This window comes from Methyloversatilis sp. XJ19-49 (assembly GCF_024580145.1).
Classification (GTDB): Bacteria; Pseudomonadota; Gammaproteobacteria; order Burkholderiales; family Rhodocyclaceae; genus Methyloversatilis.
Window position 1 is genome coordinate 72,011 of record NZ_JANINI010000003.1, and the last position, 14,769, is coordinate 86,779.

Sequence of the window (14,769 nt, forward strand, 5' to 3'; positions counted from 1 at the left end):
AGCGGTCACTCCTTTCGCTACCGGCCCGTCGATGGAATCCTTCCCCGTAACGTTCGCGCTGTACGCCTATGGCGTGGCAGCGGTCGGGTTCGCCCTGTTCGGACTGCAGCTGATCATGGGTGCTCGCCAGTCGCCGCGCGCCCGCCTGCTGTCTGTCTGCATGTTGTCGGGTGCCGCTTGGTCAGCATTTGCTGCCTTGAACCTGCTGCACGGTCATCCGGTAATGCGCACGCTGGTCTATGCGGCGGATGCGCTGCACACCCTGCTGTTTCTGCTGTTCCTCGCCGCATGCGTCATCGACCCCGAAGGCCGCCGGCCTTTGCCGACGCTGCTCAAGCGGCCGTCCTGGCTCATCCGTTTCGTACTGATCTCCGTGCTGCCGTGCGGCGTGGGTTACGTTGTGCTGTCCTGGCTGGTGCCGACCGGCGCCGCATCGCTCATGTGGCTGATGGGATGCGGACTCGGGCTGAGCCTGCTCGGCGCCGTGATGATCGAACAGTTCTACCGCAACACCCCCCAGCAGTGGCGCTGGGGCATCAAGCCGATGGCGCTTGGCCTCGCGTTTTCCACCACCTTTGACCTGTATTTCTTCTCCGAGTCGCTGATGTTCCGGCAGCAGGACGCGACCCTGTGGGCATCCCGCGGCCTCGTGCACGCGCTCGCAATTCCGTTGTTTGCCGTTTCTTCGGCCCGCGTCAGCGAGTGGTCGATCCGGCTGAATGTATCGCGCGAAGCGGTGTTCCATACCTCTGCACTGGTCATGTCGGGCGGTGCGCTGCTCATCATCGCGCTCGCCGGCTATTACGTGCGCTATTTCGGTGGCGAATGGGGGCAGGCCTTGCAGACCGTCGTGCTGGCCGTCGGCGCCCTCGGATTCCTCGCGTCGATTGCTTCCGGCAGCGTGCGGGCGTGGCTGCGCGTATTCATCAACAAGCACTTCTTCAGCCTGCGCTACGACTACCGGGCCGAGTGGCTGAAGCTGGCCGACACCCTGTACAGCGCGTCCAGCGTCGACGCGCTTCGTCAGGCCTCGATCCGCGTCATGGCCGATCTGGTCGAAAGTCCGGGCGGCATGCTGTGGTTGCGCAGCGAAGCCGGTCATTACGCACCCGCGGCGCGGCTGAACGTGCCCATGATCGATGCGCGGGAACCGGCCGACAGCCCGCTGATCCAGCTGCTGCTGGGCAAGATGTGGGTGATCAACGTCGAGGAGCACCGTTCGCGCCCCGGGGTGTACGGCAACCTGAGGCTCCCTGAGTGGGTCGCGCAGACGCCGGACGTCTGGCTCATCTGTCCGCTGGGCAGCGAGGACATGCCACTCGGCTTCGTCGTGCTGTGCCGTCCGCGTGCGCTGCTGGATCTGAACTGGGAAGTGCGCGACCTGTTGAAGACGGCCGGACGTCAGGTGGCCGGCGTGCTCAATCAGACCCAGGCCATGGAGGCGCTGATCGAGGCCAAGAAGTTCGAAGCCTTTTCCAAGATGAGTGCGTTCGTCGTGCACGACCTGAAAAACCTCATCGCCCAGCTGTCCCTGCTGCTGCGCAATGCGAAAAAGCATCACGACAACCCTGAATTCCAGCAGGACATGATGGACACCATCGAACACGCCGTCGGTCGCATGAACGGCATGTTGCTGCAGCTGCGTTCCGGCACCCAGCCGATCGAGCAGGCTTCACCGGTCGAACTGACGCCGCTGCTCGAGCGACTGCACCGAGCGCGGGCGCGCAGCGGCTGCGAACTCGAACTCGATGCGGAAAGCGGCCTGATGGTGCGCGCCCATGAAGATCGTATAGAGCGTGTTGTGGGGCATCTTGTGCAGAATGCACTGGATGCCACGCCGCAAAACGGTAAAGTCAGTATCCGTGCGCGCCGCATGGAAGCCGGTGTCGTGATCGAGGTCGAAGACTCCGGTTGCGGCATGACCGAAGAGTTCATGCGCGAGCGGTTGTTCAAACCCTTCCAGTCGACCAAGGCGAATGGAATGGGGATCGGCGCATACGAAAGTTTTCGCTACGTCCACGATCTGGGCGGGCGGATAGAAGTGACCAGCGAACCGGGTCGGGGCAGTCTGTTCCGGCTCGTTTTTCCTCTGCAGGCGGCTGAAGCAGCCGTCGCTTGACCGGGAGTGACATGGCAGACAAGGGGCGGACACTGTTGATCGTCGAAGACGATCCGGCGCTGCAGAAGCAGATGCGCTGGAGTTTCGACGACTACGAAGTCGTACTGGCCGGCGACCGCGAATCGGCGCTGGCGCAGATCAGGCGCCACGAACCTTCCGTGATCACGATGGATCTCGGGTTGCCGCCGGCGCCCGACGACGTGACAGAAGGCATGGCGCTGCTCGGCGAGATCATGGCGCTTGCGCCGCAGTCCAAGGTCATCGTGCTGACCGGCCAGAATGACCGTGCCAATGCGCTGCGTGCGATCGGCATGGGTGCCTACGATTTCTACGCCAAGCCCTTCGAGCCCGACATGCTCTCGCTGCTGATCGAACGTGCATTCAGGCTGCACGACCTGCAGTCGGAGAACATCCGGCTCGCCAATCAGCACCTGGGCGTCGAAGGCCGATTCATCACGCGTGACGCGGACATGCTTCGCGTGCTGCGGACGATCGAAAAGGTATCGGCCACGCGCGCCACCGTGCTGCTGCTCGGCGAAAGCGGGACCGGCAAGGAAGTCCTGGCGAAGACGCTGCACGACCGCTCGGATCGGGCGAACGAGCGCTTCGTGGCGATCAACTGCGCGGCCATCCCCGACAACCTGCTCGAAAGCGAACTGTTCGGCTACGAGAAGGGTGCCTTCACCGGCGCCACCAAGCAGACGCCCGGCAAGATCGAGGTCGCCAACAAGGGCACGCTGTTCCTCGACGAGATCGGTGATCTGCCCGGCGCATTGCAGGCGAAGCTGCTTCGTTTCCTGCAGGAACGCGTCATCGAACGGCTGGGCGGTCGCGACGAGATTCCGATCGATGTGCGGGTGGTCTGCGCCACGCACCAGGACCTGCAGGCGTTGATCGGCGAAGCGCGTTTCCGCGAAGACCTCTATTACCGCCTGGCCGAAATCGTCGTCACGATTCCGCCACTGCGCGCTCGCGAGGGCGATGCCGCTCTGCTTGCGCACTCCTTCGCAAAGCGGTTTTCCGGCGAGCAGGGGCGCAGCGCACTGACGTTGTCACGCGAGGCAGTTGCAGCGATCGAGGCGCACAAATGGCCAGGCAACGTGCGCGAACTCGAAAACTGCATCAAGCGGGCGACCATCATGGCCGATGGAAGCCAGATCACGGCCGCCGATCTCGGACTGAAGCCGGCCGATCAGGAGGATGCATTTTTCAACCTGCGGCAGATCCGCGAAGAAGCCGAGCGACGCGCTGTCGTCAGCGTGCTTGCGCGGGTGGATGGAAACATGGTCAAGGCGGCCGAAGTGCTCGGAGTCAGCCGCCCGACCCTGTATGACCTGATGAACCGTTTCGGTTTGCGCTGAAAGCGCGAGGAGTGTCTGTCTTGAATCGATTTCTACCGCGTGAACGCATTCCGGTGAGCCGCCTTGCGGCAGCCTTGTGTTGCGTTGCGCTGCTTGCTGCATGCGACAGGAACCTGCCGCCCGCGGAACTCGTTGCTGAAGCGCGTGCTGCCATCTCGCGCAGTGATTACCAGACGGCTTCCATTCAGCTCAAGAACGCCTTGCAGCAGGACGCCAGCAACGCCGCTGCGCGCTACGAGCTCGGACGCGTCAATTTCAAGCTCGGTGACATGCCTTCGGCGATCAAGGAACTGCAACGTGCGCGCGAACTGAATCATGACGAGAGCGAGGTCGTTCCCTTGCTGGCGCGTGCCATGGTGGAAGGCGGAAGCTTCGTCGATGTCATTTCGAATTTTGCTTCGACGAAAATGCCCACGCCGCAATCCGAAGCCGATCTGAAGGCGGCGCTCGGCTATGCGTATATGGCAACGCGTAACAATGAAGCGGCGGCGGCGAGTTTCGAGCAGGCGATCGCCATCGACAATCAGCATCTCTACGCCAGTCTGGGCAAGGCGAGGCTGGCGGCAGTCACCAAGGACGTCGAGAGTGCGCGTCGATTGCTCGACAACGTGATTGCTTCCGACAAGGCTGACGAAAATGCCTGGTTCCTCGATGGCGAATTGAAGACCGCAAAGGGGCAGTTCGACGAGGCGATGGCGTCCTATCGAAAAGTCTATGAAATCAAGCCGGACAATATTCGGGCGCGCTACATCGTCGTGCACGCACTCGCCAACCAGGACAAGTTCGCCGAAGCCCGGACCGAGCTCGCCGCGTTGAAGAAAGCCGCTCCCAAAGCGCCCGAAGCGCTTTATCTGGAAGGTTTTCTGCTGATCAAGGAACGCAAGTTCGCCGAGGCAAGGCAAACGCTGAACAAGCTGCTGTCGATTGCGCCGGACTACGTTCCGGCACTCGGACTGGCGGCCCTGACCGAATTCGAGTTGAAGTCGTACGCACAGGCCGAACAGTACGGCGAAAAGGTGTTGGCCGCAGGTGGGGATTCGTTGTTCATCCGCAAGATACTGATCGGCTCATATCTGCAGACGGGGCGCTTGGCCAAGGCGCAGCAGACCCTGGACCCACTGTTGCAGAAGATCCCCGAAAACGCCGAAGTGCAGGCGCTGGCCGGGCAGGTGTACTTGATGGCAGGGGATACCGAACGAGCCGAAAAGGCCTTCGCGGCATCGGCCCGCCTCAAGCCGGATGACTCTGCAATCCAGTCCAGACTGGGCTTGAGCCGCCTTGCTGCAGGCGATCGCACGGGCGGCATCGCCGCACTCGAAAATGCCGTGCGCCTGGAGGTGGACGACACGCGCCCTGATGTCCTGCTGATCGTTGCGCATTTGCGCAATCGCGACGCTGACAAGGCACTCGCCGCAATCGACGCACTGGAGAAGAAGAAGCAGGGCGACCCCATGACGCCGAATCTGAGGGGTACGGCTTATCTGCTTAAGAAGGACTCCGACAAGGCCCGCGCGAGTTTCGAAAAGGCGCTCGAAATGGAGCCTTCGTTCTTCCCGGCGGCCTCGAACCTTGCCCGCATGGACTTGCTGGAGAAGGATACGGCCGCTGCCGAGTCACGCTTCCGCGGCATCTTGGCAACGTCGCCACAGCACCCGGATGCGCTGCTCGCGCTCGCTGGTTTGAAAGCACGCACCAAGGAAGGCGCGCCAGAAGCATTGGCGCTGGTCGAGCAGGCGATCAAGGCAAACCCCAAGCTGTTTGCACCACGGGCGGCACTCGTTCAGTTGCTGTCTGCCATGGGTGAGCGGAAGAAAGCGCTGGCAGCTGCAAACGAGGCGGCCACGGCCTTGCCGGACGACACGCAGGTGCTCGAGCTGCTGGCATCCACCCAGACGCTCGCCGGCGAGAACGACGCTGCCATTCTGACGCGGGGCAAGCTGGTCGCGAAATCGCCGTCGAGCGCGCAACCCCTGCTGCGTCTTGCGGCAGCACAGATAGCTGCAAAGCGCGAATCGGAGGCAATCCAGAGCGTGCGCAAGGCGTTGTCCCTGGAACCCAGGTCGCTCGATGCGCAAAGCATGCTGGTTTCGATTCACCTCGAACGCGGCGCGCTCGACGATGCACTGAAGGTCACGCGGGACATTCAGCGCCAGAATCCCGATCTGGCGCTGGGCCATGCGATGGAAGGCGAAGTGCTTGCCCGGTCGGGCAAGGCGGATGCGGCAGTGAAGCCCTACCGCGAGGCGCTTGCCCGTGAGCGCAATGCACGCAATGTCATAAGGCTGCACGGCGCTCTCATTCGTTCGAACAATGGTGCAGCGGATGCAAAGGCTGTTGTGGATGGATGGCTGAAGGACAAACCGGAAGACAACGCAGTGCCGGCTTATCTCGCAGAGCAGGCATTGTCGCAAAAGCGTTATGACGAGGCTGGGCAGCGTTATGAAGCGCTGCTGAAGCGAGTGCCGAACGATCCGGTCGTGCTGAACAACCTCGCGTGGCTGGCGGCACAGCGTAAGGACGGCAAAGCCAGGGACTACGCCGAGCGCGCGTATGCGGTAGCGCCCGACAATCCGGCCGTGCTCGATACCTACGGCACCATCCTGTTTGACAGCGGTGAGACAGAACGAGGCCTGACGATGCTGAAGCAGGCCGTCGCCGCGGCGCCGGGCGCATACGATCTGCGACTGAATCTTGCGCAGCGGCTGGCCAAGGCAGGCATGAAGTCGGAAGCGCGCAAGGAGCTTGAACCACTGGTGGCATTGGGTGACAAGTTTGCGCGGTCGGCGGAAGTGGCCGAACTGATGAAGAACCTTTGATCGCGGAATGGGGAACGAAGCGATGACCAAAGTTGCCGTGATTGGCCTGGGCTATGTGGGGCTGCCGCTGGCGGTCGAGTTCGGGAAGAAGATGCCGACCATCGGGGTGGACATGTCGGCCGCCAAGGTTGCGGCCTACCGGGAATTCTATGATCCGACCGGCGAGGTCAGTCCTGAGGACCTGCGGGCTGCGACGCAGCTGACGGTGAGTACCGACGGGGCTGCGCTGAAGGATGCGGACTTCATCATCGTTGCCGTGCCGACACCGGTCGACGATGCGCACCAGCCTGACTTCTCGCCGCTGGTGGGTGCGTCGGAAACCTGCGGTCGCCACATGAAGCGCGGCGCCACCGTGGTGTTCGAATCGACCGTCTATCCGGGTGCCACGGAGGAAATGTGCATTCCGGTCATCGAGAAGTTTTCCGGCTTCAAGTGGCCGCAGGATTTCAACGTCGGCTATTCGCCCGAGCGCATCAACCCGGGCGACAAGGAACGCACGGTCACCAAGATCGTCAAGGTGGTGTCGGGCGACAGCCCGGAAACGCTGCGCAAGGTGTCGGATCTATACAAGAGCGTCATCACCGCCGGCGTGTATGAAGCGTCGAGCATCAAGGTGGCCGAAGCCGCCAAGGTGATCGAGAACACGCAGCGCGACCTCAACATCGCCTTCGTGAACGAGCTGGCCATCATTTTCGGCAAGATGGGTATCGATACCGAAGAGGTGCTGCGTGCCGCCGGCACCAAGTGGAATTTCCTGCCCTTCCGTCCGGGTCTGGTCGGCGGTCACTGCATCGGCGTCGATCCGTACTACCTGACGCACAAGGCCGACATGCTGGGCTACCACCCGCAGGTCATCCTGGCCGGCCGTCGCATCAACGACGGCATGGGCAAGTATGTCGCCGAACAGACCGTCAAGCAGCTGATCCGCAGCGGCGCGTCGGTCAAGGGCGCCAGGGCAATCGTGCTCGGTCTTACCTTCAAGGAAAACTGCCCCGACCTGCGCAATTCGCGCGTGATCGACGTGATCCGCGAACTCGAAACCTACGGCATCGAAGTGCTGGTGCATGACCCGGTTGCCGAAACGAAGGAAGCCGAGCACGAATACGGCGTGTCGCTGAGGTCGTGGGACGAACTGCCGAAGGTCGAAGCCATCGTTGCCGCCGTGTCGCACAAGGAGTTCGCGGCCCGCCCGCTGAGCGATTTCGTGTCCAAGCTGAAGCCGGGCGGCATCGTTGCCGACATCAAGTGCCAGTTCGATGCCGAAGCGCTGCGTGCGCAGGGCGTCGCGGTATGGCGTCTGTGAGCCCGGAATGACGCAGTTGTCCGCACTTCCGGCTGGCGTCGTCGCAGCGCTGACGGCGCAACCGCGGCGCTGGCTGGTGACCGGTGCTGCAGGCTTCATCGGCTCGCATCTGGTCGAAGTGCTGCTGCAGGCGGATCAGCAGGTGGTGGCGCTCGACAACTTCTCGACCGGTCACCAGCGCAACCTCGACGAGGTGGTGGCGGGCGTTTCGGCTGCGCAGCGTGCCCGGCTCGAGTTCGTGCGCGGCGACATCCGTGATCTGGCTGCCTGTGCGGCCGCCTGCGCCGGCGTCGATGTCGTGCTGCATCAGGCCGCACTGGGCTCGGTGCCGCGTTCGCTGGCCGATCCGCTGGCGACGCACGATTCGAACGTCAATGGCTTCCTGAACATGCTGGTGGCGGCGCGCGATGCCGGCGTGTCGCGCTTCGTCTACGCGGCCTCCAGTTCCACCTATGGCGATTCGCCGACGCTGCCGAAGGTGGAAGATGTCATCGGCCGGCCGCTGTCGCCGTATGCCGTCACCAAGTACGTGAACGAGCTGTACGCGGATGTGTTCGGCCGCTGCTACGGCCTGCAATGCGTCGGCCTGCGCTACTTCAATGTGTTCGGTGCGCGCCAGGATCCGGAAGGCGCCTACGCGGCGGTGATTCCGAAATGGGCGCGCGCACTGCTGCTGGGTGACACCGTGCGCATCAACGGCGACGGCGAAACCAGTCGCGACTTCTGTTACATCGACAACACGGTGCAGGCCAACCTGCTCGCCGCGCTGACGACGCGCGCCGACGCGGTCAACACCGTCTACAACGTGGCGGCACATCGCCAGACCACGCTGAACCAGTTGTTCGACGCCATGCGCGCAGAGCTCGTTGCTCGCTTTCCCGACATTGCAAAGGCGCAGGCGCAGCATCAGGACTTCCGCGCCGGTGACGTGCGTCATTCGCTGGCCGACATCGGCCGCGCGAAGACGCTGCTGGGCTATGTGCCCAGTCACGACGTGACTCGCGGTCTGGCCGAAGCGATGGACTGGTACATCGCGCGCTTTGCGCCCGTTGCGACGGCCTGATCATGAGCGCCCGGATGCGTCGCAACTTTTCATTTGCAGTCGCGCTGTGCACGGCGGTACCCGCGTTCGCACTCGAACCTGAGGCCGCTGCGCGTTCGCTGCTCGCCGAGGCACGCCTGTTCGAACACGGCGAAGGCGTCAGTCGTGATCCGGCGCGCGCGGCAGCCCTGTATTGCCAGGCGTCCAAGCTCGGCGAAGCGGAGGCGCAGTTCAATCTGGCCTGGATGTACGCCAACGGTCGCGGGGTCGAGCGCGATGATGCGCTGGCCGCCACCTTCTTCGACCTGGCCGCGCGGCAGGGCCACGAGCACGCGCAGCGCATGCTGCGCTTCACCGGTGAGCCGACGCGCGAGTTGCCCGACTGCATGCGCGACCCGCCGGAGCCCGAGCCGGTTGCGATCGCAGGCATCGCCCCCGATCTCGAAGCTGCATTCGGCACCACGCCGGACAGGCGCAAGGTGATCGAAATCGTGCGCGAACTGGCGCCGACCTTCGACATCGACCCACATCTGGTGCTGGCTGTCATCGGCACCGAGTCGAATTTCAACCCGAAGGCGAGATCGCCGAAGAACGCCCAGGGCCTGATGCAGCTGATCCCGGAAACCGCGCAGCGCTTCAATGTGCGCGATGCCTACGATCCGGTGCAGAACATCCGCGGCGGCCTGGCCTATCTGCGCTGGCTGCTGGCCTACTTCGAAGGTGATGTCGAACTGGCGACCGCCGGCTACAACGCGGGCGAAGGTGCGGTCGACCGCTACAAGGGCGTGCCGCCATACCGCGAAACCCGCGAATACGTGAAGCGCATCCGCAGCCTGTTCAACAAGCCGGACCATCCCTACGATCACCGCGTCACCACGCCATCGCCGGTGTTGCCGAAGATCGTGTCACGCCGTGGCTGACGCCCGGCGCCGTCTCGCCTGCGCAGCGCTGCTGTCGGCACCGCTGCTGGTGCATGCCGCACTGCGCGAGGCCATTGTCCGCATCAAGCCGTCCATCGTCGTCGTTGGCACGCTGATGCGTTCGCGTGCACCAGCCTTCGAGTTGAAGGGCACAGGTTTCGTCGTCGGCAACGGCACGCTGATCGCGACCAATGCGCATGTGACCAGCGTGAAGCTCGACGACGAAAAGTTCGAAATCCTGTCGGTGCTGGCGCAGGTCGATGGAAAACCGCAGATACGCGAAGCGCGCATCGTGGCCTCGAGCCCGGAACATGATCTTGCGCTGCTGCAGATCCAGGGCGCGCCGCTGCCGGCGCTTGCGCTGGGTGACTCGTCGCGGGTGGCCGAAGGCCAGTCGATCGCCTTTACCGGCTTCCCGATCGGCAGCGTGCTGGGCTTCACCCCGGTCACCCATCGCGGCATCGTGTCGGCCATCACCCCCATCGTGATTCCGGTCGACAACGTGAGCCAGCTGAATGTGCCCAACCGCAACCGGCTTGCGCGTGGCAGTTTTCCCGTGTTCCAGCTCGATGCCACCGCCTATCCGGGCAACAGCGGCAGCCCGGTGTTCGACCCGGACACCGGCGAGGTGATCGGCATCATCAACATGGTGCTGGTCAAGGCCGGCAAGGAAAGCGTTCTGGCGCAACCGAGCGGAATCACGTATGCCATTCCGGCGTCGCATCTCGCCGCCATGATTGCCGCGCAGCGCTAGTGTCTGCCGACATCGGACGCGGTCCGCGTTGGATGTCGGCAGACGTCACACGGTGGCCGGTCTGGTGCGGCGACGGCCGCTGTTGTAATCTGCGCGCCTGACGGTGTCGTTCTGACCCATCGGCAATCACGCAGGCGTCGCTCCCCGTACATGTCCCTGTTCGCGCTTGGTCTCAATCACCACACCGCACCCCTGGCGGTGCGGGAGCGCATGACCTTCCTGCCGGAAACGCTGCCGGATGCGCTGGGCGAACTGACCCGCGGCAGGCCGGTGCAGGAAGCGGCGATCCTGTCGACCTGCAATCGTACCGAGCTGTACTGCGCGACCAACGACCCCGATAGCGCACTGGACTGGATGGCGGAGTACCACCGCATCGCGCCGTCCGACATCGCTCCATATGTATACCGGCTGGAGCAGCCCCAGGCGGTGCGCCATGCCTTCCGCGTGGCGAGCGGCCTCGACTCCATGGTGCTCGGCGAGCCGCAGATCCTCGGCCAGATGAAGCAGGCGGTGCGCGTCGCCGAAGACGCAGGCACGCTGGGTGCGCTGCTGCACAAGCTGTTCCAGCGCAGCTTTGCAGTGGCCAAGGAAGTGCGCTCGACGACCGCGATCGGCGCCAACATCGTGTCGATGGCTGCGGCGGCCGTCCATCTGTCGGAACGCATTTTCGGCAGTCTTTCGTCGCAGCGCGTGCTGTGCATCGGCGCCGGCGAAATGATGGAACTGTGTGCCGCCCACTTCGCCGGCTGTACGCCGCGCAGCATGGTGATCGCCAATCGCACGATCGAGCGCGCACAGGCTCTGGCGCAACGCTTCACCCGGGCTGACCTGAAGGTGGCGGCGGTGAAGCTCGACGAAATCGGCGAGCGTCTGTCCGAATTCGACATCGTGCTGTCCTGTACGGCCAGTCCGCTGCCCATCATCGGTCTCGGTCTGGTGGAACGTGCGCTGAAGGCGCGCAAGTACCGTCCCATCGTCATGGTCGATCTGGCGGTGCCGCGCGACATCGAAGGCGAGGTCGGCAAGCTCAACGACGTCTTTCTCTACACCGTCGATGACCTCGCGCAGATCGTCGATTCCGGCCTGGAATCGCGGCAGGCGGCCGTGGTGGAGGCGCAGGGCATCATCGATGCGCGGGTCGCCAACTTCCTGCAGTGGGTGCAGGCCCGCGAAGCGGTGCCGGCCATCCGTGCGCTGCGCGGTCACGCCGAAGACATGCGCATGCTGGAACTGGAGCGCGCACTGCGTGCCCTGACTCGTGGCGAAGCGCCTGACCGCGTACTCGACACGCTGTCGCGCAACCTCACGAACAAGCTGATGCACGGCCCGACCCGCCTGCTCAACGAAGCGCCCTCGGAAGCACGCGGCCAGATCGAGGATCTGGTGCAACGCCTGTACCCGCTGCACGACCGCGAAGGCTAGCGGCGCCCGCCGTCTTTCCTTTCCGCCGGCTTAACCGGCGCCCAGATACTTTTCCGAACACCCCGCATGAAACCGCGCATCGCCGACAAGCTCGAACATCTGTCGCAACGTCTGGCCGACCTCGACGCCGCGCTGTCCGATCCCGACGTGACGTCGGACATCGACCGCTACCGCCGCTTCACCTGTGAACATGCGGAACTGACGCCGGTGATCGTGCTGTACCAGGCCTGGTGCAAGGCGCGTGACGACGGCGAGGCGGCGCGTGCGCTGCTGACCGATCCCGACATGAAGGAACTGGCCCAGGCGGAAATCGACCAGTCGGCCAGCGACATGGCACGGCTCGAAGCCGATCTGCAGCGTGCTCTGCTGCCGAAGGATCCGGACGACGGACGCAACGTGTTCCTGGAAATCCGCGCCGGCACCGGCGGCGACGAATCGGCGCTGTTCGCGGCCGACCTGTTCCGCATGTATTCGCGCCACGCCGAGCGCTGCCGCTGGAAGGTCGAAATCGTGTCGGCGAGCGAATCCGATCTTGGCGGTTACCGCGAAATCATCGCGCGCGTGGCCGGCGACGGCGTCTATTCGCGGCTCAAGTTCGAGTCCGGCGGCCACCGCGTTCAGCGCGTGCCGGTCACCGAAACGCAGGGCCGCATCCACACTTCCGCGTGCACGGTGGCCGTGATGGCCGAGGTGGATCAAGTGGCGGAAGTCGACATCAACCCGGCCGACCTGCGCATCGACACCTTCCGTGCGTCCGGTGCCGGCGGTCAGCACATCAACAAGACCGATTCGGCGGTGCGCATCACCCACGTGCCGACCGGCATCGTCGTCGAATGTCAGGACGACCGCAGCCAGCACCGCAACAAGGCGCAGGCGATGGCGGTGCTGGCAGCGCGCATCCGCGACGCGCAGGTGCGCGAGCGCGACAGCCAGATCGCCTCGACGCGCAAGAGCCTGGTCGGCAGCGGTGACCGCTCGGAGCGCATCCGCACCTACAATTTTCCGCAGGGCCGCATCACCGACCACCGCATCAACCTGACGCTGTACAAGATCGACGCCATCATGGACGGCGACCTGACCGAACTGCTCGACGCACTGGCGCACGAACACCAGGCCGAACAGCTTGCGCAGCTGGCGGAGGAAGGCGCGTGAAGCCTCTCTTTTCGCGTCGTGCCGGGTAACGGCTTCCGATGACGCTGGACGACTGGTTGCGCAACGCTCGTACCCGCCTCGACGGGCGGGATGCGCAGGTGCTGGCCGCGCATGCGTTGGGCTGCGACCGCGCCGGGCTGATCACGCGTGGCCGCGAGCAGCTGGCGGAACCTTCGGTCGTCGCGCTCGATGCGCTGCTCGAACGGCGTGCCGCGGGCGAACCGGTGGCCTATCTGGTCGGTCGGCGCGAGTTCTTCGGGCTCGACCTTGCAGTTGCACCCGGCGTCCTGATTCCGAGGCCGGACACCGAATTGCTGGTCGAACTGGCGCTGGAACGCATCCGCGACCTGGATGCGCCACGTGTGCTCGACGCTGGCACCGGTTCCGGCGCGATCGCGCTGGCCATCAAGGCGAACTGCCCGCAGGCGCAGGTGACGGCGCTCGACCGGTCGGATGTCGCGCTGCAGATTGCACGTGGCAACGCGCAGCGGCTGGGCCTTGAAATCGGCTTCATCGCCTCGAACTGGCTCGAAGGCGTGGCCGGGCACGAATTCGACTGCATCGTGTCGAATCCGCCGTATATCCGGGCGGGCGATGAACACCTGGCGCAGGGCGATCTGCGCTTCGAACCTGAAGCGGCGCTCATCGGCGGCGCTGACGGGCTGGACGACCTGCGCCGCCTGTGTGGCAGCGCGCCGGAAAGAATCGCGCCCGGGGGCTGGTTGCTGTGCGAGCATGGCCATGATCAGGCGCCGGCGGTGCGTGCGCTGATGCGCTGCACCGGGCTGACCGATGTAAGCTCGTGGCGTGACCTCGCCTGCATCGAACGCGTCACCGGCGGCGCGATGGGCCGGTAAACTGCGCAGATGCGCGGATCGATTCACGCAGGCGGATGAATGTGTCGCTTCATCCGGAACGATTTTGCCCTGTCTGCGTCACGCGCGGCAGGGCTTTGACTTGAACCATTGAAAGGAAACACTATGAGCGTCCAGGAACAGATCAAGGAAACCGTCACCAGCCACCCGGTGGTGCTGTTCATGAAGGGCACGCCGCAATTTCCGCAGTGCGGCTTTTCGGCCACGGTGATCCAGATACTGAAGCACGTCGGCGTGCAGAACCTGCACACGATCAACGTGCTGGAAGATCCGGAAATCCGTCAGGGCATCAAGGAATACGCCAACTGGCCGACCATTCCGCAGCTCTATGTGCGCGGCGAATTCCTCGGCGGCTGCGACATCGTCAAGGAAATGTTCCAGTCCGGCGAACTGCAGAAGGAGCTGGAAGGAACCTGAGGGGGGTACCCGGGGCAAAGCGGCTGCAGGCGTCAGTCCTGCAGCGATCCGCTCACGACCGGCGCGCTCGCCCTGAGTTGGCAGAACAGTTCGAATCCGGCCGGCCACGGTCCGTGGCCGGACTCGGTATTGACGTGCCCCGCCTCGCCCAGGTCGACGAGGCGCGCGCCCCATCTGTCGGCCCAATGCGCGGCCGACATGAACTTCATCCATGGATCGTTCCGGCTCGCGGCCAGTACCGTCGGGAATGGAAATGGCGTATCGGGAATGCGCGCCGTGATGCCGAACTTGTCAGGACTCGCCGGTGCGACCAGCAGGGCGCCGGCAATCCGGTCCGCCAGCCTGCTGGCGGCGACCACCGACGCCAGGCAGCCGAAACTGTGCGCTACCAGCCACACCGCCTTCGTCTGCGCGACGATGGCCTGTTCGACCCGCGCTGACCAGAGGTCTATGTCGGGTCGGGCCCAGTCATCCTGCTCGACGCGCTGCGCACCGGTCAGCGCTTCGATCCAGCTCTGCCAGTGCGTCGGCCCGCTGCCGTTGAGTCCCGGCACGACAAGTACCGGGTCCGCCGTTTCACTCACTTCC

12 protein-coding genes are annotated in these 14,769 nt (G+C 64.3%); 11 read left to right on the forward strand and 1 reads right to left on the reverse strand.

Going from position 1 to position 14,769, the window contains the following annotated elements:
- Positions 1–31 precede the first annotated feature (31 nt).
- From prsK to grxD, 11 genes are all read left to right on the forward strand, one after another.
- Complete coding sequence (gene prsK / locus NMQ16_RS04800; RefSeq protein WP_257079367.1) at positions 32–2,119, forward strand: XrtA/PEP-CTERM system histidine kinase PrsK; 2,088 nt, start codon at positions 32–34, stop codon at positions 2,117–2,119.
- Positions 2,120–2,130: 11 nt separating this feature from the next.
- Positions 2,131–3,480: a PEP-CTERM-box response regulator transcription factor gene (gene prsR, locus NMQ16_RS04805; RefSeq protein ID WP_257079368.1), complete on the forward strand. Its 1,350-nt coding sequence runs from the start codon at positions 2,131–2,133 to the stop codon at positions 3,478–3,480.
- Positions 3,481–3,500: 20 nt separating this feature from the next.
- Positions 3,501–6,296, forward strand: coding sequence for an XrtA/PEP-CTERM system TPR-repeat protein PrsT (prsT, locus tag NMQ16_RS04810; RefSeq protein WP_257079369.1), 2,796 nt, complete (start codon positions 3,501–3,503; stop codon positions 6,294–6,296).
- A gap of 22 nt (positions 6,297–6,318) precedes the next feature.
- Positions 6,319–7,599, forward strand: coding sequence for a nucleotide sugar dehydrogenase (locus tag NMQ16_RS04815; protein WP_257079370.1), 1,281 nt, complete (start codon positions 6,319–6,321; stop codon positions 7,597–7,599).
- A gap of 7 nt (positions 7,600–7,606) precedes the next feature.
- Positions 7,607–8,662 carry an SDR family oxidoreductase gene (locus NMQ16_RS04820; RefSeq protein ID WP_257079371.1) on the forward strand — a complete coding sequence of 352 codons (1,056 nt, stop codon included), beginning with the start codon at positions 7,607–7,609 and terminating at the stop codon, positions 8,660–8,662.
- Positions 8,663–8,664: 2 nt separating this feature from the next.
- On the forward strand, positions 8,665–9,561 hold the full coding sequence (locus tag NMQ16_RS04825; RefSeq protein WP_257079372.1) for a transglycosylase SLT domain-containing protein: 897 nt from the start codon (positions 8,665–8,667) through the stop codon (positions 9,559–9,561).
- On the forward strand, positions 9,554–10,315 hold the full coding sequence (locus NMQ16_RS04830) for a serine protease (protein ID WP_257079373.1): 762 nt from the start codon (positions 9,554–9,556) through the stop codon (positions 10,313–10,315). Before NMQ16_RS04825 ends, NMQ16_RS04830 begins: the two co-directional genes overlap by 8 nt.
- A 150-nt stretch (positions 10,316–10,465) precedes the next feature.
- Positions 10,466–11,737 carry a glutamyl-tRNA reductase gene (gene hemA, locus NMQ16_RS04835; RefSeq protein WP_257079374.1) on the forward strand — a complete coding sequence of 424 codons (1,272 nt, stop codon included), beginning with the start codon at positions 10,466–10,468 and terminating at the stop codon, positions 11,735–11,737.
- Between the two features lie 66 nt (positions 11,738–11,803).
- The gene (gene prfA / locus NMQ16_RS04840; RefSeq protein WP_257079375.1) at positions 11,804–12,889 is read left to right on the forward strand and encodes a peptide chain release factor 1; all 1,086 of its coding nucleotides are present in this window, start codon (positions 11,804–11,806) and stop codon (positions 12,887–12,889) included.
- A 38-nt stretch (positions 12,890–12,927) separates the two neighbouring features.
- Positions 12,928–13,746, forward strand: coding sequence for a peptide chain release factor N(5)-glutamine methyltransferase (gene prmC, locus NMQ16_RS04845; protein ID WP_257079376.1), 819 nt, complete (start codon positions 12,928–12,930; stop codon positions 13,744–13,746).
- 123 nt (positions 13,747–13,869) lie between these two features.
- Entirely contained in the window at positions 13,870–14,181 is a 312-nt protein-coding gene (gene grxD / locus NMQ16_RS04850) for a Grx4 family monothiol glutaredoxin (protein ID WP_257079377.1), read from the forward strand.
- A 32-nt stretch (positions 14,182–14,213) separates the two neighbouring features.
- On the opposite strand, the gene NMQ16_RS04855 is transcribed toward grxD, so the two are convergent.
- Complete coding sequence (locus NMQ16_RS04855) at positions 14,214–14,765, reverse strand: alpha/beta hydrolase (RefSeq protein WP_257079378.1); 552 nt, start codon at positions 14,763–14,765, stop codon at positions 14,214–14,216.
- Between the last annotated feature and the right edge of the window lie 4 nt (positions 14,766–14,769).

Coding starts and splice junctions, on each gene's coding strand:
- prsK (WP_257079367.1), top strand. CDS start 32: ATGGAATCCTTCCCCGTAACGTTCGCGCTGTACGCCTATGGCGTGGCA.
- prsR (WP_257079368.1), top strand. CDS start 2,131: ATGGCAGACAAGGGGCGGACACTGTTGATCGTCGAAGACGATCCGGCG.
- NMQ16_RS04815 (WP_257079370.1), top strand. CDS start 6,319: ATGACCAAAGTTGCCGTGATTGGCCTGGGCTATGTGGGGCTGCCGCTG.
- NMQ16_RS04820 (WP_257079371.1), top strand. CDS start 7,607: ATGACGCAGTTGTCCGCACTTCCGGCTGGCGTCGTCGCAGCGCTGACG.
- NMQ16_RS04825 (WP_257079372.1), top strand. CDS start 8,665: ATGAGCGCCCGGATGCGTCGCAACTTTTCATTTGCAGTCGCGCTGTGC.
- hemA (WP_257079374.1), top strand. CDS start 10,466: ATGTCCCTGTTCGCGCTTGGTCTCAATCACCACACCGCACCCCTGGCG.
- prfA (WP_257079375.1), top strand. CDS start 11,804: ATGAAACCGCGCATCGCCGACAAGCTCGAACATCTGTCGCAACGTCTG.
- prmC (WP_257079376.1), top strand. CDS start 12,928: ATGACGCTGGACGACTGGTTGCGCAACGCTCGTACCCGCCTCGACGGG.
- grxD (WP_257079377.1), top strand. CDS start 13,870: ATGAGCGTCCAGGAACAGATCAAGGAAACCGTCACCAGCCACCCGGTG.